The sequence below is a fragment of the Mitsuaria sp. BK041 genome, assembly GCF_014193085.1.
Classification (GTDB): domain Bacteria; phylum Pseudomonadota; class Gammaproteobacteria; order Burkholderiales; family Burkholderiaceae_C; genus Roseateles.
Window position 1 is genome coordinate 745,452 of the sequence record NZ_JACHYT010000002.1, and the last position, 19,321, is coordinate 764,772.

The 19,321-nt window shown below is 70.4% G+C and carries 18 protein-coding genes; 7 read left to right on the forward strand and 11 right to left on the reverse strand.

Annotated features, from left to right (window positions below):
- Positions 1-147: 147 nt before the first annotated feature.
- The 3 genes from FHT38_RS19195 (at position 148) to FHT38_RS19205 (ending at position 3,100) form a co-directional block, all read left to right on the forward strand.
- Positions 148-912 (forward strand): GNAT family N-acetyltransferase, encoded by a 765-nt coding sequence (locus FHT38_RS19195; RefSeq protein ID WP_255488858.1) that lies wholly within the window; start codon positions 148-150, stop codon positions 910-912.
- Positions 913-1,100: 188 nt separating this feature from the next.
- Positions 1,101-2,027 carry a DUF2726 domain-containing protein gene (locus FHT38_RS19200; protein WP_183492911.1) on the forward strand — a complete coding sequence of 309 codons (927 nt, stop codon included), beginning with the start codon at positions 1,101-1,103 and terminating at the stop codon, positions 2,025-2,027.
- A gap of 74 nt (positions 2,028-2,101) precedes the next feature.
- On the forward strand, positions 2,102-3,100 hold the full coding sequence (locus FHT38_RS19205) for a serine/threonine protein kinase (protein WP_183492912.1): 999 nt from the start codon (positions 2,102-2,104) through the stop codon (positions 3,098-3,100).
- A gap of 26 nt (positions 3,101-3,126) precedes the next feature.
- On the opposite strand, the gene htpG is transcribed toward FHT38_RS19205, so the two are convergent.
- Positions 3,127-5,019, reverse strand: a complete 1,893-nt coding sequence (gene htpG / locus FHT38_RS19210; RefSeq protein WP_183492913.1) for a molecular chaperone HtpG — start codon at positions 5,017-5,019, stop codon at positions 3,127-3,129.
- Positions 5,020-5,147: 128 nt separating this feature from the next.
- Here htpG and FHT38_RS19215 point away from each other — a divergent pair, with 128 nt between their 5' ends.
- A complete protein-coding gene (locus FHT38_RS19215) occupies positions 5,148-5,765 on the forward strand; it encodes a trimeric intracellular cation channel family protein (RefSeq protein WP_254783452.1) in 618 nt (205 codons plus the stop codon).
- On the opposite strand, the gene ylqF is transcribed toward FHT38_RS19215, so the two are convergent.
- The 10 genes from ylqF to FHT38_RS19265 all read right to left on the reverse strand — a co-directional run bounded on the left by ylqF (position 5,759) and on the right by FHT38_RS19265 (position 16,076).
- Positions 5,759-6,772, reverse strand: a complete 1,014-nt coding sequence (gene ylqF, locus FHT38_RS19220; protein WP_091727375.1) for a ribosome biogenesis GTPase YlqF — start codon at positions 6,770-6,772, stop codon at positions 5,759-5,761. The two genes, FHT38_RS19215 and ylqF, sit on opposite strands and share 7 nt — an antisense overlap.
- A gap of 150 nt (positions 6,773-6,922) precedes the next feature.
- Positions 6,923-7,333, reverse strand: coding sequence for a copper-binding protein (locus FHT38_RS19225; protein WP_183492914.1), 411 nt, complete (start codon positions 7,331-7,333; stop codon positions 6,923-6,925).
- Between the two features lie 90 nt (positions 7,334-7,423).
- Positions 7,424-8,845, reverse strand: a complete 1,422-nt coding sequence (locus FHT38_RS19230; protein ID WP_183492915.1) for a multicopper oxidase family protein — start codon at positions 8,843-8,845, stop codon at positions 7,424-7,426.
- A 25-nt stretch (positions 8,846-8,870) separates the two neighbouring features.
- Entirely contained in the window at positions 8,871-10,301 is a 1,431-nt protein-coding gene (locus tag FHT38_RS19235; protein ID WP_183492916.1) for a TolC family protein, read from the reverse strand.
- 10 nt (positions 10,302-10,311) lie between these two features.
- Positions 10,312-10,623 carry a hypothetical protein gene (locus FHT38_RS19240; RefSeq protein WP_183492917.1) on the reverse strand — a complete coding sequence of 104 codons (312 nt, stop codon included), beginning with the start codon at positions 10,621-10,623 and terminating at the stop codon, positions 10,312-10,314.
- 262 nt (positions 10,624-10,885) lie between these two features.
- Positions 10,886-11,401 (reverse strand): hypothetical protein, encoded by a 516-nt coding sequence (locus tag FHT38_RS19245; RefSeq protein ID WP_147242025.1) that lies wholly within the window; start codon positions 11,399-11,401, stop codon positions 10,886-10,888.
- Between the two features lie 78 nt (positions 11,402-11,479).
- Positions 11,480-11,818 carry an energy transducer TonB gene (locus FHT38_RS19250; RefSeq protein ID WP_091727391.1) on the reverse strand — a complete coding sequence of 113 codons (339 nt, stop codon included), beginning with the start codon at positions 11,816-11,818 and terminating at the stop codon, positions 11,480-11,482.
- Positions 11,819-11,894: 76 nt separating this feature from the next.
- On the reverse strand, positions 11,895-13,457 hold the full coding sequence (locus tag FHT38_RS19255) for a methyl-accepting chemotaxis protein (RefSeq protein ID WP_183492918.1): 1,563 nt from the start codon (positions 13,455-13,457) through the stop codon (positions 11,895-11,897).
- Between the two features lie 369 nt (positions 13,458-13,826).
- Positions 13,827-15,362, reverse strand: coding sequence for a diguanylate cyclase (locus FHT38_RS19260; RefSeq protein ID WP_183492919.1), 1,536 nt, complete (start codon positions 15,360-15,362; stop codon positions 13,827-13,829).
- A complete protein-coding gene (locus FHT38_RS19265) occupies positions 15,363-16,076 on the reverse strand; it encodes a YggS family pyridoxal phosphate-dependent enzyme (RefSeq protein ID WP_183482586.1) in 714 nt (237 codons plus the stop codon).
- A gap of 25 nt (positions 16,077-16,101) precedes the next feature.
- Between FHT38_RS19265 and FHT38_RS19270 the strand changes: the two genes are divergently transcribed.
- The 3 genes from FHT38_RS19270 to FHT38_RS19280 all read left to right on the forward strand — a co-directional run bounded on the left by FHT38_RS19270 (position 16,102) and on the right by FHT38_RS19280 (position 19,318).
- Positions 16,102-17,145 carry a type IV pilus twitching motility protein PilT gene (locus tag FHT38_RS19270; protein ID WP_183492920.1) on the forward strand — a complete coding sequence of 348 codons (1,044 nt, stop codon included), beginning with the start codon at positions 16,102-16,104 and terminating at the stop codon, positions 17,143-17,145.
- 77 nt (positions 17,146-17,222) lie between these two features.
- Positions 17,223-18,359: a PilT/PilU family type 4a pilus ATPase gene (locus tag FHT38_RS19275; protein WP_091727406.1), complete on the forward strand. Its 1,137-nt coding sequence runs from the start codon at positions 17,223-17,225 to the stop codon at positions 18,357-18,359.
- A gap of 56 nt (positions 18,360-18,415) precedes the next feature.
- A complete protein-coding gene (locus FHT38_RS19280) occupies positions 18,416-19,318 on the forward strand; it encodes an NAD(P)-dependent oxidoreductase (protein ID WP_183492921.1) in 903 nt (300 codons plus the stop codon).
- Positions 19,319-19,321: the final 3 nt, after the last annotated feature.

The window sequence follows — 19,321 nt, forward strand, 5'->3', positions numbered from 1 at the left end:
CGCCCGAAAGGCCAAATCCACGCGCCCGCCGGTCCGGCGCAAGCGCCGCGACGGCGCCCCGCCATGCCGGTTCCGACACGCATTCGGCAGGGAACGACCCGCCGCCCGCTTTCCCCGCTAGCATCCGACCCCATCTCCCAGCGCGCCATGACCACCCCGCCCGATCCCCGGCCCACCCCGACGCCCGGCCCCGTGCCGGACGAGGCACCGCGCTCGCGCTGGCACCCTCGCGCGATGCTGGCGCGCTGGACCAGCTGGGTGCCGATCCGCTCGCTGGGGCGGCGCCACCGCAAGCGCATCCTGCAGCACCTGCTGTCGCTGGGGGAACGCGACCGCTACCTGCGCTTCGGCTACCCGGCGCGCGACGAGCAGATCCAGAAGTACGTGGCCGGGCTGGATTTCGTCCGGGACGAGGTCCTGGGCATCTTCAACCGCCGGCTGCAGCTGATCGCGGTGGCCCACCTGGCCTACGCCCCGGCGCCGCAGATCAAGGGCCGGCCGGCGATGGCCGAGTTCGGCGTCTCGGTCGCCACCACGGCGCGAGGCAAGGGTTTCGGCGGCCGGCTGTTCGAGCGCGCCGCGCTGCACGCCCGCAACCGCGGCATCGACACCCTGTTCATCCACGCCCTCAGCGAAAACGCCCCGATGCTGAAGATCGCCCGCAACGCCGGCGCGACCGTCGAGCGCGACGGCGGCGAATCCGAAGCCTGGCTTCGGCTGCCGCCGGACTCGGTGTCCTCGCACGTGGACGAGGCCCTGGAGCGCCACATGGCCGAATGGGACTTCCAGTTCAAGCGCCACATGCGCACCGTCGGCGATTTCCTGGATGGCGTGGCCGAGGTGAAATCCCGCATCCGCAAGGTCCGGGACCGGTCGGACGACCGCCCCGCCGGCCCCGGATCGAAACGCTGATCGCACGGACGACGACGGCATTCCACGGCGCCCCACCCGATTCCAGGGGGGAATCCGGATGCATTTTGTAACGCCTTTCCGCTACATTCGCCCGATTCGCCGGTCCGTTGCGCGCTGTCCTTGCCACCTCCGAGCGACCCTCGGCGCCTCGTCGCGCCATCCGTCCGGTCCGTCCAGTTCGTTGGGATATGCAGAACCTGCTTCCGTGGATCATCGCGGGACTGTCGGCGCTGGCGGTCCTGGGACTGCTCGCCGCGCTGCTGCTGCGGCGCCCCCGGCGCGAGCGCAAGCCGCTGCCCACCGAGTGGTCGCTGAGCCCGCGCCCGGTCTTCAGCGCGGATGAACGCCGCGTCTTCCGCCTGCTGCGCGAAGCGCTCCCCCACCACGTCGTGATGTGCAAGCTGCCGGTGGTGCGCTTCTGCCAGCCGACCGAGGCCCGCGACGTCCGCTACTGGTATGAGCTGCTGGGCGGCATCAGCGTGAACTTCGCCATCTGCAGCCCCAACGGCCGCGTGCTGGCCGCCATCGACCTGGAGACCGACCGCCCCGGCTCGTCCCGCAGCCTGCAGATCAAGCAGGCCGTGCTGGCCGCGTGCCGGATCCGCTACCTCCGCACCTCGGTCGACCAGCTCCCCAGCGCGACCGAGCTGCAGCTGCTCGTGCCTTACAGCAACCAGGGCAGCCGCGCCAGCATGGCGCCGATGCCGCGCACCAGCGCGCATGCGCCGGTCGCGAGCGCCGCCGCGGCGCGGCGCGCGGCACCGGTGGCCCCGGCCGCGCGCAACACGCTGTGGAACGACTCGCCCGTCTTCAGCGATTCCTTCTTCGCGCCCGACAGCCGCTATGACGCCTTCGGCGGCGGCGAGTCGATGCACGCGCCCCTGCCGCCGATGGCCGCCCCGATGTCCGCCGCCATGGCCCCGCTGCCGCCCGCCGAACCCCGCACCCGCGGCTACCGGCCGCGCGCCGGCGCGCACGAGGCCAGCGGCTTCCGCGACTCCCAGCTCGGCCGGGAGTCCCAGTTCGGCCACGACTTCCCGCCCCTGCCCGGCGAATCGCCGGACGCCGACATCGGCGGCGTGGTCGTCGATTCACCGCGTTACGGGCGGCGCTAAGCTACGCGCCTGCTCCGCTTCCTCGAGGACACACGACGGCGCTCCGGCGCCGTTTTCGTTGCCTCCGCGACTCCATGACTGACACGACGGCCGGGTTCGGCCTCCTGACGCCCGAGCTGATGCTCGATGCCCTCGAGCACGCGGGCCTGCGCCCTGACGGCCGCCTGCTGCAGCTGAACTCCTACGAGAACCGCGTGCTGCTGGCGCACCTGGAGGACGGCGCGGCGGTGGTCGCGAAGTTCTACCGGCCCGGCCGCTGGACCGATGCGCAGATCCTGGAGGAGCACGCCTTCGCGCAGGCGCTGGCCGCGGCCGAGGTCCCGGTGGTCGCGCCGCTGACGCTGACCATCGACGGCGCCACCGGCACCCTGGGCCATTTCCAGGGCCAGCGCTTCGCGGTCACGCCGCGCCAGGGCGGCCGTGCGCCGGAACTCGAGGACCCGGAAGTGCTGCGCTGGATCGGCCGTTTCCTCGCGCGCATGCACGACGTCGGCCAGGCCCAGCCCTTCCACGCGCGGCTCGCCTGGAACAGCGCCGCGCCGGCGCGCGATGCCCGCGACTGGCTGCGCGCCCAGGACACCCTGCCGCCGGAGCTCTCGGCCAACTGGCACGATGCCGCGGCGCGCTGCATCGACGCGATCGACGCCGCCTTCGACAGCCTGCCGGACCGGCGCTCGCTGCGGCTGCACGGCGATTGCCATCCCGGCAACATCCTGTGGACGCCGGACCGCGGCCCGCACTTCGTCGACCTCGACGACGCCGCCCAGGGGCCGGCGGTGCAGGACCTGTGGATGCTGCTGTCCGGCGATCCGGAAGCGGCGCGGATCCAGCGCGACGCGCTGTTGGACGGCTACGAGAGCGTGCGCGAATTCGACTGGCGCGAACTGCGCCTGGTGGAGGCGCTGCGCACGCAGCGCATGATCCACCACAGCGCCTGGCTCGCGCGGCGCTGGGACGACCCGGCCTTCCCGCTGGCCTTCCCGTGGTTCGGGACGCCCAACTACTGGAGCGACCAGGTCGTCAAGCTGCGCGAGCAGCTCGAGGCCATGCAGGTGGCCGCCGAGCGCTTCTGACCGCTGCTGACCGCTGCTGACGGCGCTCAGCCCAGCAACAGCGCGTTGACGCGGCGCACGTAGGCGGCCGGGTCCTCCAGCACGCCACCCTCGGCCAGCAGCGCCTGGTCGAACAGCACCTGCGCCAGGTCGCCGAAGCGCGGCTCGTCGCCCTCGATCGCGCCGAGCTTCTTCACCAGCGCGTGGTCGGGGTTGATCTCCAGCGTCGGCAGCGCGGTCGGCGCGGTCTGGCCAGCCTGCTTGAGCATGCGGGCCAGATGGCCGCTGATGTCGCCCTCCTCGACGACCACGCAGGCCGGCGAGTCCACCAGGCGGGTGGTCACGCGCACGTCCTTGGCGCGGCCCTCGAGCGCGGTCTTCAGGCGGTCCAGCACCGGCTTGAACTGCTCGGCGGCTTCCTCGGCCTTCTTCTTCTCTTCCTCGTCCTGGAGCTGGCCCAGGTCGACCGCGCCCTTGGCGACCGACTGCAGCGACTTGCCCTCGAACTCGTAGAGGTGGGACAGCATCCACTCGTCGACCCGCTCGGTCAGCAGCAGCACCTCGATGCCCTTCTTGCGGAAGATCTCCAGCTGCGGGCTGTTCTTCGCGGCGGCCAGGCTGTCGGCGGTGATGTAGTAGATGGCCTCCTGGCCCTCCTTCATGCGCGACACATAGTCGGCGAAGGAGACGTTCTGGTCGGCATGCGTCGAGGCGAAGCGCAGCAGCTTGATCAGGCGCTCCTGGTTGGCATGGTCCTCGCCGACGCCTTCCTTCAGCACCTGGCCGAAGTCCGTCCAGAAACGGGCGTACTTGTCGCGCTCGGCGGCGTCCTCGCTGCCCGCCAGCGACTCCAGCATCGACAGCACGCGCTTGGTCGAGCCCTCGCGGATCGCCTTCACGTCGCGGCTTTCCTGCAGCAGTTCGCGGCTGACGTTCAGCGGCAGGTCGGCCGAGTCGATCACGCCCTTGACGAAGCGCAGGTAGACCGGCATCAGCGCCTCGGCGTCGTCCATGATGAAGACGCGCTTGACGTACAGCTTCACACCGCCGCGCTTGTCGCGGTTCCACAGGTCGAAGGGGGCCTTGGCCGGGATGTAGAGCAGCTGCGTGTATTCGCTGCGGCCCTCGACGCGGTTGTGGGTGAAGGCCAGCGGCGGCTCGGTGTCGTAGCTGATCTGCTGGTAGAACGCGTCGTACTCGGCCTGGGTGATGTCGCTCTTGGAGCGCGTCCACAGCGCGGAGGCCTTGTTCACCGGCTCCCACTCGTCCTTGAGGACCTGCGTCGCCTTCTCCGCGTCCCACTCCTCCTTGCGCATCAGGATGGGCAGCGAGATGTGGTCGGAATACTTCGCGATCGTCGACTTCAGGCGCCAGGTCTTGAGGAATTCATCCTCGCCCTCGCGTAGATGGAGGATCACATCGGTGCCGCGGCCGGGCTTGACGATGGTCTCGACCTCGAAATCGCCGGTGCCTTCGGAGCTCCAGCGCACGCCCTGGTCGGCCGGCAGGCCGGCACGGCGCGACTCGACGGTGATGCGGTCCGCGACGATGAAGCCGGAGTAGAACCCCACGCCAAACTGGCCGATCAAGTGCGCATCCTTCTTCTGGTCGCCCTCGAGCTTGGCCATGAACTCACGGGTGCCGCTCTTGGCGATCGTGCCCAGGTGCGCGATCGCTTCTTCCGCGGACAGGCCGATGCCGTTGTCGCTGATGGTGACGGTGCGGGCCTCGGCGTCGAAGGAGACGCGGACCTCGAGGTTGGGCTGGTCTTCCAGGAACTGGGGATGATCCAGGGCCTCGAAGCGCAGCTTGTCGCAGGCGTCGGAGGCGTTGCTGACCAGCTCGCGCAGGAAAATTTCCTTGTTCGAGTAGAGCGAGTGCGTCACCAGATGCAGGATCTGCTTGACCTCGGCCTGGAAGGAATGAGTTTGCTTGTCCATCGTTCGAAAGAAGGGTGGATGAGAGAAACGGGTGGGAGCGCCACCCCGATTGGGGGCGGATTATCGCGGCGGGGCACATGGGCGCGGCGGCGCCGATTTCAAGGGGCCGCCTCTACACTCCCGGCCCTATGCCGATGATCTACTGGTTCGATTTGCTGGGCGTGGCGGTGTTTGCCGTGAGCGGAGCGCTGGCCGCGATGCAGGCCGGGCTGGACCTGTTCGGGCTGCTGGTCATCGCGGCGATGACGGCGGTCGGCGGCGGCACGCTGCGCGACCTGCTGCTGAACCGGCATCCGGTGTTCTGGATGAAGGACACCCGCTACCTGCTGGTGATCGTGGCCAGCGCGCTGGCGGCGCTGGTGGTCGGCCCCTTCCCGGGGCATGCGATCGCGGTGCTCAAGATCGCGGACGCCTTGGGCCTGGCGCTGTTCGCGCTCTGCGGCACGGAGATCGCCGAGGAACACGGCGTGAGGCCGATGCCCGCGCTGCTGATGGGCACGCTGACCGCCTGCGGGGGCGGCGTGCTGCGCGACCTGCTGAGCGGCCAGGCGCCGCTGCTGCTGCGCAAGGACATCTATGCGACGGCGGCGATCGGCGGCATCGCGCTGTACTTCGCGCTCAAGGCGATGGGCTTGCCGATGCGCTGGGCCTTCGTGCTGGGGATGGTCGGGGTGGCCGCGCTACGCCTGGCGGCGCTGTACTTCGGTTGGCAGCTGCCGGCGCTGCAGATGCTGCAGCTTCACTGACGGCGGTCGCCGCCGTCGTCTTCGTCGAGGTCGTCGTCCGGGTCCTCGTCCTCGTCCTCGTCGCCGGACGCGTCCGCGTCACGCGTGCCGCGCTTGGCCAGCGCGGCGCGGGCTTCCTTCTCCGCCAGCTTGGCCGCTTCGGCGGCCTCGGCCGCCGCGGTCCATTCGGCGAATTCGGCCGGCGTCTCCAGCGTGATCCGGCCGAGCTGCCCCTGGCGCAGGTCGTACAGCAGGATCTCGGCCGCCTTCTGCGTGTTGATGCGCCCCCCCGACAGCACCGCGCCGCGCCGCTTGCCGATCAAGGCCAGCACCTCGCCGTCCAGCAGGCTGGCGTCCGGCTCGAGCTGGTAACGGCTCTTGAGCGACTGCGGATAGTGCCGGCGCAGATAACCCAACAGGTCCAGCGCGACGACTTCCTCCTCGAAGGCATTGCGGCCGACCGCGCCGCTGGCGGCCAGGTTGATGCCAGCCTCGGGCACGCGGATCTTGGGCCACAGCATGCCCGGGGTGTCGAAGAGGTAGACACCCTTGTCGAGCAGGATCTTCTGCTCGATCTTGGTGATGCCCGGTTCGTCGCCGGTGGCGGCGGCACGCTTGCCCACGATCGTGTTGATCAGCGTCGACTTGCCGACGTTGGGAATGCCGCAGATCAGCACCCGCAGCGGCTTGTCCAGCCCGCCCCGGTGCGGCGCCAGCGCGCGGCACTCGGCCGCCATCAGCTTGGCCAGGCCGGGCTGACCCTGGTGGATCGCCACCGCCTGCGTGTCCGGACGGGAGCGGTAGAAGGCCAGCCACTCCGCCGTGCGGGCGGGATCCGCCAGATCCTGCTTGTTGAGCAGCTTCAGCGCCGGCCGGCCGGCCGTCAGCTGCGCGATCAGCGGATTGGCACTGCTCGCGGGCACGCGGGCATCGAGCATCTCGATGACCACGTCGATGCCGCTCTTCATGCGCTCGCGGATCGCGCCCCGGGTCTTGTGCATGTGCCCGGGAAACCATTGAATCGCCATGGGGCGGGATTGTCGGTGATCTGGTGGGGGGTGTGTTCCACCTGCCGCGGGCGAGCGCTTGGCCGCCAGAGCGCAGGGCCTTGGCGGCAAGCGCCAAGACCCCGCGCCCTGCCGTCCCCGAACCACCGAGGCGGGCGCCGAAGTCGTGCCTCAGTTCGGGGCCGGCGCCGGGCGAAGCTCAACGATCGTCGGGGCACCGTCGCGCGACTCGATGCGCACCTCGACCTTGTCGCCAGCCTTCATCGCCGTCAGCTGCGCAGCGCTCAGCACACCAGGCGCCAGCTTGAATGGCATCGTCATGCCCGGCATGTCCAGATGACGGATCTCGCCATGCTTGAGCGTCAACTTCTGCTGCGCCGCGTCGACACGACGGACCTCGGCAGCAATCCAGTCCTGCGACGACGCGGTGGCGTCGGCACTTGCGGCCGGCGCAGCAGCAGCAGCCGCCGGCTGGCCGTGGCCTTCATGGCCCTCGTGCCCCTGATGCTGGGCGCGCGCCGGCGAGGCCGCAGCGATCAAGGTCAGCGCGATGGCGGCAAGGAGGGTGGGAAAACGGTTCATGGTGATCTCCTGATGAGCGTTTGAATCGAGGTCGACGGCGCGCGGATTGCGGATTGCGGATCGCGCGTCGATGTTGTGATGGGCGGAGGGTCAATGGCCCTGATGGCCGTGGCCATCGGGCTTGCGCACGCGCAGCGGTTCGGGCGCGGGCGCCGACGAGGGCGCAGCGGTCCTCGGCGCTGGGGCCGGCGGGGCCCCGGGTGGCGCATCGACCGCGCGAGCGACCGTGCCGCGCGGCGCGGCGTACCAGCCCGGATCGCGGTAGTCGCCGGGCTTCTGGTCCTTGCGGACCTTGAGCACGCTGAACATGCCGCCCATCTCGAGCGCGCCATGCGGCCCCCGCCCGGCCATCATCGGGACGGTGTTCTCCGGCAGCGGCATCTCCATCTCGGCCATGTCGGCCATGCCGCGCTCGCCCATCGCCATGTAGTCGGGGATGACCTTGTTGATGCGCGCGGCCAGCCCGCGGTGGTCGACACCGATCAGCGTATCGACCTCATGGCCCATGGCGTTCATCGTGTGGTGGCTCTTGTGGCAGTGGATGGCCCAGTCGCCGGGCTCGTCGGCGAGGAACTCGATCTGCCGCATCTGGCCCACCGCGACGTCGGTGGTGACTTCGGGCCAGCGCGCGGACCTGGGCACCGGACCGCCATCGGTGCCGGTGACCTCGAACTCGTGCCCGTGCAGGTGGATGGGGTGGTTGGTCATGGTGAGGTTGCCGATCCGCACCCGCACGCGGTCGCCCTGGCGCACGTTGAGCGTGTCGATGCCCGGGAAGACGCGGCTGTTCCAGGTCCACAGGTTGAAGTCGGTCATCGTCATCGTGCGCGGCGTGTAGCTGCCGGGATCGATGTCGTAGCTCGAGAGCAGGAAGCAGAAGTCGCGCTGCACCTCGGCGATCTGCGGGTGCCGCGCCTTCGGATGGGTGACCCAGAAGCCCATCATGCCCATCGCCATCTGCGTCATTTCGTCCGCATGCGGGTGGTACATGAAGGTGCCGGGCCGGCGGGCGATGAACTCGTAGACGAAGGTCTCGCCCGGCTTGATCGCCGGCTGCGTGAGCCCGGAGACGCCGTCCATGCCGTTGGGCAGGCGCTGGCCATGCCAGTGGACGCTGGTGTGCTCGGGCAGTTTGTTGGTGACGTAGATGCGCACGCGGTCGCCTTCGACGACCTCGATGGTGGGACCGGGCGACTGGCCGTTGTAGCCCCACAGGTGGGCGGTGCAGCCCGGCGCGAGTTCGCGCAGGACCGGCTCGGCGACGAGGTGGAATTCCTTGACGCCGTCGCGCATGCGCCAGGGCAGCGTCCAGCCGTTGAGGGTGACGACGGGGTTGTAGGGCCGGCCGTCCGGCGGCGTCAGCGGCGGCGCGGTGTCGGGCGTGTCGCGCTGGGCGGGCTCGGGCAGCGCCGCCATCGCGACGCGCGAGACACCGCTCGCGTTGACCGCGCCGGCCGCGCCGAGCGCCGCACCCGCGGCGGCGCGGGCGAACAGGTTGCGTCGGGAAATCATCGGGAATCCTTTCAGGACCGCGCGCTCAATGCGCGGCGGCGCCGGCGGCTTCGGGCGCCGCGGCGGTCGGAGTCGGGGAAGCGGCCGTGGCGCCGTCGCGCACGGGGCCGAGCAGGCTCTGCGACAGCATCGATTCGGCGAGCCAGTAGTCGCGCCGCGCCTCGAGCGCGGCGGCGACGGCACGGGCCTGGGCCCGCGCGTCGGCGAGCAGGTCCATGACGCCGACCAGCATGCCGTTGTAGCGCAGCAGGGTTTCGTCGGAGACCTGACGGGCCAGCGGCAGCACCTCGTCGTGATGACGCCGGGCGATGCGCCAGGCGGTCTCCGCGCGCGCCCGCGCGACGCGGACTTCGGAGCGCGCGTCGATCGCCACCTGCGCGGTCCGCTCGAGCGACTGACCGTAGGCCTCGCGGGCCCCGGCCACGCGCGCCTGGCCCCAGTCGAAGAGCGGCAGCTCGACGCTGAGCTCGACACCCCGCTGGGTGGGCTCCTCGTTGCTGCTGTTGCGCTGCAGGCCAAGTTCGAGCACGTTGATCCGGCCGGTCCGGCGCGTCAGGCCCAGCTGCGCGGCGAGCTGCTCCGAGTCGCGCTTCGCGGCCTGGATGTCGAGCCGCTGCGTCACCGCCTGCCGCTCGAGGTCGTCGGCGGCGCGGAAGTCGGTCGGCACGTCGGGCAGGCGCTCCGGCAGCGTCAGCGTCGTCACGTCGTCGCCCCACAGGCCGATCGCGCGGATCAGCGCCTCGCGGTCGCCGGTCGCCTGCAGCTCGGCCTGCTCCAGCGCGAGCTGGGCCTCGGCCAGCACCGCGCGCTCGCGGGCGAGCCGCAGGGCGCTGACATTGCCGGCCTGGCGCATCCGCAGCGCGAGTTCCGCGCCGGCGGACGCGGAGTCCAGGACCGTGCGCGCCTGCCGCAGGCGTTCCTGCGCGGCGACGGCCTGGACCCAGCTGCGACGGGCCTGGGAGGCGACGTCGAGCAGCTGCTGCCCGACGCGCGCCTGCTCGCGGGCCAGGGCCTGGGCGGCGGCGTCCTGGCGGGCGCCGCGGCCGAGCAGGCTCAGCAGGTTGAACTCGAGGCCGCGCTCGATCTCGCGCTCGTCGCCGCGCACGAGGCGGCCCAGGCTCAGGACCGGGTTCGGCCAGAGCAGCGTCTGCACGCGCTCGGCGTCGGCCATGCCCAGGCCGTAGAGGCCGGCCTGCAGGCCGCGGTGGTTCAGCAGCGCGAGCTGCACCGCGCCCTGGGCGTCGAGCGGCCGGGCCAGCAGGGCGTCGGTGCGCGCGCGGGCGGCGGCGCGCTGGTCGTCGGTGCGCTGCAGCGGCAGGTCGCTGCCCAGCCAGTCGCGGCTCTGCCGCTGGACCGGCTCGGCCGCCTGCTCCGGCGAGAGCGACGCGCAGGCCGAAAGGCCCAGCGCCAGCAGCACGGGCAGGGTCAGGCGCAGGGAAGTCATCGTCGAGGACATCGGGGGCTCCTCAATGGTGGTGATGGCCGCCGGCCGGGGCCGAGGCGGCGCTCGCGGGGGCAGAAGCGGCGCGGGCGGGTGCGTTCGCGGCTTGGCTTTCGCGCAGCAGCGCGCGCCAGCCGCCGGCCTCGTGGACACGGCGGTTGGCCTGGCGCCAGTCGCCGACACCGGGGTCGGCGACAGCGGCGCCGGAGGCGGGCGCGGGCGGCTTGACGATCGGCGCGGGCGTGGTCGCCCGAGGGTCGGCGGGATTGGGAGGCGCGGCCGCGGCAGACCCGAGGGTCGCGGCCACGGCCAGCAGGCAGAGCAATCGAGAAGACATGGCTTCCTCGCAAAGGATCGGGAGCAGGGAGGACTGCCCAGACCCCACACCCCTGCCCTCTCCCCGCCAGCGGGGAGAGGGAGTCAGTCAGACCGATCTCCAGCGCCACCAGCGGGGCGAGGGATCGGATCGGACTCCCTCTCCCGCTTGCGGGAGAGGGTGGGGGTGAGGGTCGGTGCAGGCCGCCGGCCGGGCCGTCATCAGACGGAACCCGGCACGATGGCGACGCTCACGGCGGCTCGTCCAGGACGAGCGCCGGCGTTCAGGCGAGGAAGGTTTTTGGCGGCCGCTCGAGCGGCTGCGGCGTCTGCTCGGGCGCGTCGATGGCGCGGAGCGTGGGGGTGGCGTCGCGCAGGTCCTGCGCGGCGAGCATCAGCGGCGCGATCGGCATCGCGGCGCCGATGCAGCACTGCAGGCAGATGCCGCAGTGGTGATCGGTGGCGGCGTCCCCGCCGTCGTCATGCGGCGCCGCGGCGTCCGTCGGCGACAGGTCCGTTGAGGCCCCGTCATGGCCGCCGTGCGTCATGCCGCCCATGCCGGTCCCGTCGTGGCTCATCGCGCCCATGTGCATGGCGCCCATGTCCATGCCGGCCATCTCATGGCAATCGGTGGGCATCGTCGCGACGGCGCCGCCGCCGTGCGCGGACATCAGCGCCATGCCGATGCCCATCGTGGCCGCGAGCGCCCCCTGCAGCGGCAGGGTCAGGGCCAGCACGGCCAGCACCAGCCAGCGGCTCCAGAGGAGCCGGCGCGGACCGGTGGCGTTCAAGCGGGACATGGGGCCGGAGTGTAGGCGAGGCAGCGCCCGGACACTCACCTCGGCCCTGGCCGCCACAGGGCCTCCCGACCTCCCGGCTCAGTCCTCGTTCTTGAAGACCAGCTTGACCTCGTGCGTCTCCTTCTGGCCGCTGGGCTCGAACTTCCAGTCCATCAGCGCGCGGGTGACGGCCTTGTCGAAGACCTTGCGCGGCTCGGCCTCCAGGATCTCGACGCCCGAGACCTTGCCGTCCGGCTCGATGTTCATCTTGGCGCGCACCGAGCCCTGCGAGATCGACTGGCGGGCGGCTTCGGCCGGAAACTCCGGCGGCACCTTCTTGACGATCTTCGGCGTGGCATGGGCGCCGGCGGCCAGCACCAGCGCGGCGGCCAGGCCCAGCAGGCTGCGGGAAACGGTGGGGATCAGGTTCTTGCTCATCTTGGGACCTCGTACGTCTTGGGTGAGGAAAGCGGGATTTCCGGTAGGAACGGGGGCGACTCGCGCAGCCGGGACGTCAGGTCGCGGAGCGGGCCGTGCTGAAGAAGCCCACGGCCTGCACCAGGCGCGAGCTGCTGTCGCGCAGCGAGTCGGTGGAGCGGGTCAGTTCGTCGACCAGCGTGGTGTTCTGCTGCGTCGCGCGGTCCAGCTCGTTCATCGCGTTGTTCACGACGCCGACGCCGGCCGCCTGCTCCTGGGCCGAATGCGAGATCTCCTCGATCAGCTGGCCCATGTTGTTGACCTCGTCCACGACCGAGCGGATCGTCGCGCCGGCGTTGTTGACCAGCGCCGTGCCGTTCTCGACCTTGACGGACGATTCCTGGATCAGGACCTTGATCTCCTTGGCCGCCTGCGCCGAGCGCGAGGCCAGCGCCCGCACTTCCGACGCGACCACCGCGAAGCCCTTGCCGTGCTCGCCGGCACGGGCCGCTTCCACCGCGGCGTTCAGCGCCAGGATGTTGGTCTGGAAGGCGATGCCGTCGATGACGCCGATGATGTCGCCGATCTTGCGCGAGCTCGCGCTGATCTCTTCCATCGTCGAGACGACCTGGCTCACCACCGTGCCGCCGGCCGAAGCCGACTGGCGCGCCTTGCTGGCGATGCTGGCGGCCTTGCGGGTCAGCTCGCTGGCGCCGTTCAGGTTGGAGGCGATCTGCTCCACCGACGCGGCGGTGTTCTGCAGGCTCTCGGCGGAACGCGCGGTGCGGTCCGACAGGTCGACGTTGCTGCCGGCGATCTCGTTGGAGTTCTGGGCGACCTCGCCCGCCGCGGCGCTCACGCTGGCCACCACGCCCGACAGCGCGGTCTGCATGTCGCGCATCGCGTGCAGCATCTGCGCCAGCTCGTCGGAACCCTGCACGTCGATGTGCTGCGACAGGTCGCCCGAGCTGATCGCCTGCGCCGCGTCCTTGGCCTTGCGCGCCGGCACGATGATCGAGCGCGCGATCGTCAGGCCGCCGACACCCCCGATGACCACGGCGATCACGACCAGCAGGCCAGTGATGACGATGGACTGGTTGGCCAGCTTCGCGCCGCCTTCGGCCAGCGCGCGGCCCCCGGCGAACTGCAGCTCGACCAGGCTCTTGAGCGTGTCCTGGTAATCCTTCTGCGCCGGACGCACGTCCTTGATCAGGGCCTCGCGGGCCTCGTCCGGGCTGCCGTCCTGCTGCACCGCCAGGAACTTGGACACCGCGGCGGCGAACCGGGTCTGGTGCTCGCGCACCTTGGCCACGACTTCCTTGTCTTCCTTGACATCGGCGACCTTGGCCTCGAGCTCGGCCAACTGCTTCTGGCCCTCCTCGAGCGCGGCGGCGATGTCGTTCTTCTGGCGCTTGATCGCATTGGCCGTGTCCAGCAGCAGCAGGTCGCGGGAGGCGCGCGCGATGATGTTGACGTCGCTCTCCAGCGTGTTGGCCAGGGCGATCTTCACGAGGCTGGAGTCGGCCGTCGTGCTCAGGTCATGGGAGAGGCGGCTGGCGTTGTGGGCGCCGAAAGCGCCGATCACGATCAGCAGCAGGATCAGCAGCGCATAGCTCAGCGTCAGGCGCTGGCCGATGCGCAGGCGGGATAGAAACGACATCGATTCCCTCGCAACGATTCAGTTGTTGTTGATTGGCCGGACAGCGCGGGCACGTCGGCGCTTGTGGCGTCGTCGCTGCGGTCCGACCATCGGATTCGGCGCGATCATCGTTGGACTTGATCCGGGGCATCGATGCCGGTTCCGAGGGCCCGTGAATTCTGACGCGGCACTTGCAACTGAATGCAAACGGCGTTTTCACCGGCTCGGTAGAAGCCCTAATGCGGCGCTCGGCGCGGTTTCATGATTCCTGCACATTCCTTCGCGAGTCGCCCGCGTCGCGCCCGTATCCGCGCCGTAACCGCCTCGCGGCCAGCGCGCCTCGTCGCATCGAGGGTCAGGGCTTGCCGCTCTCCGGCAGCGGCATGAGGGTCAGGGCTTGTCGGGCGCGGAGGACGTCGACGGCATGGCCGCCACGTCCTCGCCATCCAGCTCGACACGGTTGCGCCCGCCCTGCTTGGCGCGGTACATCGCGGCGTCGGCGCGACGCAGCGGGTCCTCGACGCCGGCGTCGTCGCCCCGCAGCAAGGTCACCCCGATGCTGACGGTGTACGAGATCGACGCCGCGCCGCCGTCCTTCGCGTCGAGCGCCACCGGCGTCGCGGCGATGCGCTCGCGCAGGCGCTCGGCGAAGCGGCGCGCGCCGGCCAGGTCGGTGTGGGCGAGCCCGATGACGAACTCCTCGCCGCCGAAGCGCCCCGGCAGGTCGACCTCCCGCGAGGCGTCCTTCAGCACCTGCGCCAGGGCGCGGATCACCGCGTCGCCGGCGGCATGGCCGTGGTGGTCGTTGACCTGCTTGAAGTGGTCGATGTCCAGCATCAGCAGCGCGGACGGCGTGCGGTAGCGCCGCACCGTGCGCAGCAGCGCGCGCAGGCCCTCCTCGGTCGCCATCCGGTTGGCCAGCCCGGTGAGGCCGTCGGTGCGCGAGCGCTGCTCGAGTTCCGCGTTGACCTTGGCGAGCTGGGTCACCAGCGCCTCGGTCGAGCGCAGCCAGCGCGACAGCGCCTGGTACCCGAACTGCGCCACGAACAGCACGATCAGCGTGAACACCCAGAAGAACACCCAGGCGGTGCTGAGCATCACCCGCGACGCTTCCTCCAGCCGGCTCCAGTCGCCGCTCGCCAGCGCGGCGCGCAGCTGCAGCGAGCCCAGGCCCAGGCTCACCAGCCCATACCCCTGCACCGCCAGCACGATCGCGAACAGCAGGCCCAGGCCCATCGCGCGGCGGCCGCTGGGCGGCGGCGTGAACAGCGCCGGCCGGCGCGCGATCCAGCGCGAAAGCCGCGGCCAGCTCAGCGCCATCAGTGGCCCGCCGAGCAGCACGCTCTGCAGGAAGGCGCCCAGCCACCAGCCCTGCCAGATCGGCAACTGGCGCTCGGCGGCGAGATCGTGGTTGAAATTCCAGATCAGCGCGCCGGCGGAGCTGAACACCGCGCCGACGAAACACAGCGGCACGAAGAACAGCCAGGCTCTGAGGCTGCGCAGCCCGCGCGCCGCGCCGACGGCCCGGTAGCCCAGCGCCAGCACGCCCAGCCCGAGCGGATTGGCGCAGGCGAAGACCGCCGCCCAGCCCGGCGCCATGCCGGCGTCGACCGCCAGCACGAAGGTCGCCGCCCAGGCGGGCACCGCACCCCAGCGCCAGCCGAAGCACAGCGTCCACCACAGGCACAGCGGGATCGGCGGGTAGAAGGTCAGGAAGGCGACCGCGCCGCCCAGGTCGACGGGAATCCCGGACCAGCCCTCGCGCACCGTGAGCAGGCCCAGCACGACGCAGGCGATGACGGTCGCCAGCCAGCCGCCGAGCAACCAGCGTCGTTCAACCGCCCTCCCCTCGCGCCACAGCGCCCGGACCGACAGGCTGCCCGGGGTGTCGGGCATCAGGTCGGCCAGGCGCTGCAGCGGCTCCATTCAGCCCCCGGGAGGGGTCGGACGGGTCCGCGCGCCGAAGATCGCCGAGCCCACGCGCACCATCGTGGCGCCTTCCAGGATCGCGGCGTCCATGTCGGCGCTCATGCCCATGCTCAGGGTGTCCAGGCTCAGCCCGAGGTCCCGGTTGAGCGCGGCCAGCAGCCCGGCCAGCGCCCGGTGCGGAACCCGCTGCGCCTCCAGCGTGGCGGCCGGCTCCGGGATCGCCATCAGGCCGCGCAGCCGCAGCCTCGGCAGCGCGGCGACCGCGCGCGCCACCTCGGCCACTTCACCCGGCGCCAGGCCGCTCTTGGACGCCTCGCCGCTGATGTTGACCTGCAGGCAGACGTCCAGCGGCGGGAGCGCCGCCGGTCGCTGCTCGGCCAGCCGCTGGGCGATCTTGAGCCGGTCGACGCTGTGCACCCAGTCGAAGCGCTCCGCCACCACCCGCGTCTTGTTGCTCTGCAGCGGCCCGATCAGGTGCCACTCGACGCGCTCGCGCAGGTCGGCCAGCGCGTCGATCTTGTCGACGGCCTCCTGCACGTAGTTCTCACCGAAGCGGCACTCGCCAGCCTCGAACGCTTCTCTCACATCCGAAGCCGGGAAAGTCTTTGTTACCACCAGCAGCGTGACGCTGTGCACGGGCCGCGACGCCTGCAGGCAAGCCCTCTCAATGCGGCCATGGAGCTGTTGTATGTTCTCGGAGATCGTCGCCATAATCGCCAACGCTTTTTCCTATCCCATGGACATCACCCAACTGCTGGCATTCTCGGTCAAGAACAAGGCCTCCGACCTTCACTTGTCCGCCGGTCTGCCCCCCATGATCCGCGTCCATGGCGACGTGCGCCGCATCAACGTCGAGGCCCTCGAGCACCGCCAGGTGCACGACATGGTCTACGACATCATGAGCGACGCCCAGCGCAAGACCTACGAGGAGACGCTGGAGTGCGACTTCTCGTTCGAGATCCAGGGCCTGGCGCGCTTCCGCGTCAACGCGTTCAACCAGAACCGCGGCGCCGGCGCCGTGTTCCGGACCATCCCGAGCAAGATCCTGACGCTGGAGCAGCTCAACTGCCCCAAGGTCTTCGCGGACCTGGCGATGAAGCCGCGCGGCATGGTGCTGGTCACCGGCCCGACCGGCTCGGGCAAGTCGACGACGCTGGCCGCGATGATCAACCACCTCAACGAGAACGAGTACGGCCACATCCTGACCGTCGAGGACCCGATCGAGTTCGTGCACGAGTCCAAGAAGTGCCTGGTCAACCAGCGCGAGGTGGGCCCGCACACGATGAGCTTCTCCAACGCGCTGCGCTCGGCGCTGCGTGAGGACCCGGACTGCATCCTGGTGGGCGAAATGCGCGACCTGGAAACCATCCGCCTGGCGCTGACCGCCGCGGAAACGGGCCACCTGGTCTTCGGCACGCTGCACACCTCCTCGGCCGCCAAGACGGTGGACCGGATCGTGGACGTGTTCCCCGCGGCGGAGAAGGAAATGGTCCGCGCGATGCTGTCGGAATCGCTGCAGGCGGTGATCTCGCAGACGCTGTGCAAGACCAAGGACGGCAACGGCCGGCTGGCGGCGCACGAGATCATGCTGGGCACCTCGGCGATCCGGAACCTGATCCGCGAGAACAAGATCGCGCAGATGTACTCCTCGATCCAGACCGGCAACAACCTGGGCATGCAGACGCTGGACCAGAACCTCACCGACCTGGTCCGCCGCAACATGATCAGCCCGGCCGAGGCCCGGCAGAAGGCCAAGTTCCCCGAGAACTTCCCCGGCTGACCCGCCCCCAACGACAAACACGACCGGGACCCGGGCGACTGAGCGACGGCGCCCCGGCATAAGGACAGGACTTCGCCATGGAACGCGATCAGGCCACCAAGTTCATCAACGACCTGCTGCGCCTGATGGTGTCGCGCAAGGGCTCCGACCTGTTCCTGACGGCGGACTTCCCGCCCGCGGTCAAGGTCGACGGCAAGGTGACCAAGGTGTCGCCCCAGCCGCTGACTGGCCAGCACACGCTGCAGCTGGCGCGGGCCATCATGAACGACAAGCAGGCGGCCGATTTCGAGCGCACCAAGGAGTGCAACTTCGCGATCTCGCCGCAGGGCATCGGCCGCTTCCGCGTCAACGCCTACATCCAGCAGGGCCACGTGGCGCTGGTGCTGCGGACCATCCCCCAGACCCTGCCGACGATCGAGTCGCTGGACCTGCCCGTGGTCCTGAAGGACGTCACCCAGACCAAGCGCGGCCTGGTGATCCTGGTGGGCGCCACCGGCTCGGGCAAGAGCACGACGCTGGCGGCGATGGTCGACCACCGCAACGAGACCACCTACGGCCACATCATCACGATCGAGGACCCGGTCGAGTTCGTCCACCCACACAAGAACTGCATCGTCAGCCAGCGCGAGGTCGGCCTGGACACCGAAGGCTGGGAGCAGGCGCTGAAGAACACGCTGCGCCAGGCGCCGGACGTGATCCTGATGGGCGAGATCCGTGACCGCGAGACGATGGAGCACGCCGTCGCCTTCGCCGAGACCGGCCACCTGTGCATGGCCACGCTGCACGCCAACAGCGCCAACCAGGCGCTGGACCGGATCATCAACTTCTTCCCCGAAGAGCGCCGCGCCCAGCTGCTGATGGACCTGTCGCTCAACCTGAAGGCGCTGGTCTCGCAGCGGCTGCTGCCGCGCCAGGAGGGCAAGGGCCGGATCGCCGCGGTCGAGATCCTGCTGAACACGCCGCTGATCAGCGACCTGATCTTCAAGGGCGAGGTGGGCGAGATCAAGGAAATCATGAAGCGCTCGCGCGAGCTCGGCATGCAGACCTTCGACCAGGCGCTGTTCGACCTCTATGAATTCGGCAAGGTCACCTACGAGGACGCGCTGCGCAATGCCGACTCGGTCAACGACCTGCGGCTGCAGATCAAGCTCAACAGCGAGCGGGCGCGCAGCGGCGACCTGGCGTCGGGCACCGAACACCTGACCATCGTCTGAGCGCGCGGGAGGGACACAATCGGCGGGTCTTCATCCACCCACCGACAGGTTCCTCCATGAGCAGCATCGGCCAGCGTTCCTACGACTCCCTCCCTCCCCTGCGCGTCGCCTTCCTCGGCCTCGGCGTCATGGGCTTCCCGATGGCGGGCCATCTCGCCAAGGCCGGGCATGGGGTCGTCGCCTACAACCGGACGCCCGCCAAGGCACAGGCCTGGGTCGCCGAGTTCGGCGGGCAGTCGGCCGCGACGCCGCGTGAGGCGGCCCAGGGCGCCGACATCGTCTTCTGCTGCGTCGGCAACGACGCCGACCTGCGCTCCGTCGTGCTGGGCGCCGACGGCGCCTTCGCCGGCATGAAGCCCGGCGCGGTCCTCGTCGACCACACCACCGCCTCGGCCGAAGTCGCCCGCGAGCTCGCGGCCGAAGCGATGCGACAGGGCCTGCACTTCATCGACGCCCCGGTCTCCGGCGGCCAGGCCGGCGCGGTGAACGGCGCGCTGACCGTCATGTGCGGCGGTGACGAGGCCGTCTTCGGACGCATCCAGCCGGTCGCGATGCACTTCGCCAAGGCCGTGACCCGCGTGGGCGAGGCCGGCGCCGGGCAGCTCGCGAAGATGGTCAACCAGATCTGCATCGCCGGCATCGTCCAGGGCCTGTCCGAGGCGATCGCCTTCGGCCAGAAGAGCGGCCTGCCGATGCCGCTGGTGCTCGAGGTCATCGGCAAGGGCGCCGCCCAGAGCTGGCAGATGGACAACCGCGGCAAGACCATGGTCGAGGACAAGTTCGACTTCGGCTTCGCCGTGGACTGGATGCGCAAGGACCTCGGGCTGGTGCTCGACGAGGCGCGCCGCAACGGTGCGCGCCTGCCGCTGACCGCCCTGGTGGACCAGTTCTATGCCGACGTGCAGGCCGAGGGCGGCGGCCGCCTCGACACCTCCAGCCTGATCAAGCGCCTGCGCTGAAGC

What these genes read in the sequence shown, in the direction of transcription:
- FHT38_RS19195 (WP_255488858.1), top strand. Translation starts at nt 148, where the DNA reads ATGACCACCCCGCCCGATCCCCGGCCCACCCCGACGCCCGGCCCCGTG.
- FHT38_RS19200 (WP_183492911.1), top strand. Translation starts at nt 1,101, where the DNA reads ATGCAGAACCTGCTTCCGTGGATCATCGCGGGACTGTCGGCGCTGGCG.
- FHT38_RS19205 (WP_183492912.1), top strand. Translation starts at nt 2,102, where the DNA reads ATGACTGACACGACGGCCGGGTTCGGCCTCCTGACGCCCGAGCTGATG.
- htpG (WP_183492913.1), bottom strand. Translation starts at nt 5,019, where the DNA reads ATGGACAAGCAAACTCATTCCTTCCAGGCCGAGGTCAAGCAGATCCTG.
- FHT38_RS19215 (WP_254783452.1), top strand. Translation starts at nt 5,148, where the DNA reads ATGCCGATGATCTACTGGTTCGATTTGCTGGGCGTGGCGGTGTTTGCC.
- ylqF (WP_091727375.1), bottom strand. Translation starts at nt 6,772, where the DNA reads ATGGCGATTCAATGGTTTCCCGGGCACATGCACAAGACCCGGGGCGCG.
- FHT38_RS19225 (WP_183492914.1), bottom strand. Translation starts at nt 7,333, where the DNA reads ATGAACCGTTTTCCCACCCTCCTTGCCGCCATCGCGCTGACCTTGATC.
- FHT38_RS19230 (WP_183492915.1), bottom strand. Translation starts at nt 8,845, where the DNA reads ATGATTTCCCGACGCAACCTGTTCGCCCGCGCCGCCGCGGGTGCGGCG.
- FHT38_RS19235 (WP_183492916.1), bottom strand. Translation starts at nt 10,301, where the DNA reads ATGTCCTCGACGATGACTTCCCTGCGCCTGACCCTGCCCGTGCTGCTG.
- FHT38_RS19240 (WP_183492917.1), bottom strand. Translation starts at nt 10,623, where the DNA reads ATGTCTTCTCGATTGCTCTGCCTGCTGGCCGTGGCCGCGACCCTCGGG.
- FHT38_RS19245 (WP_147242025.1), bottom strand. Translation starts at nt 11,401, where the DNA reads ATGTCCCGCTTGAACGCCACCGGTCCGCGCCGGCTCCTCTGGAGCCGC.
- FHT38_RS19250 (WP_091727391.1), bottom strand. Translation starts at nt 11,818, where the DNA reads ATGAGCAAGAACCTGATCCCCACCGTTTCCCGCAGCCTGCTGGGCCTG.
- FHT38_RS19255 (WP_183492918.1), bottom strand. Translation starts at nt 13,457, where the DNA reads ATGTCGTTTCTATCCCGCCTGCGCATCGGCCAGCGCCTGACGCTGAGC.
- FHT38_RS19260 (WP_183492919.1), bottom strand. Translation starts at nt 15,362, where the DNA reads ATGGAGCCGCTGCAGCGCCTGGCCGACCTGATGCCCGACACCCCGGGC.
- FHT38_RS19265 (WP_183482586.1), bottom strand. Translation starts at nt 16,076, where the DNA reads ATGGCGACGATCTCCGAGAACATACAACAGCTCCATGGCCGCATTGAG.
- FHT38_RS19270 (WP_183492920.1), top strand. Translation starts at nt 16,102, where the DNA reads ATGGACATCACCCAACTGCTGGCATTCTCGGTCAAGAACAAGGCCTCC.
- FHT38_RS19275 (WP_091727406.1), top strand. Translation starts at nt 17,223, where the DNA reads ATGGAACGCGATCAGGCCACCAAGTTCATCAACGACCTGCTGCGCCTG.
- FHT38_RS19280 (WP_183492921.1), top strand. Translation starts at nt 18,416, where the DNA reads ATGAGCAGCATCGGCCAGCGTTCCTACGACTCCCTCCCTCCCCTGCGC.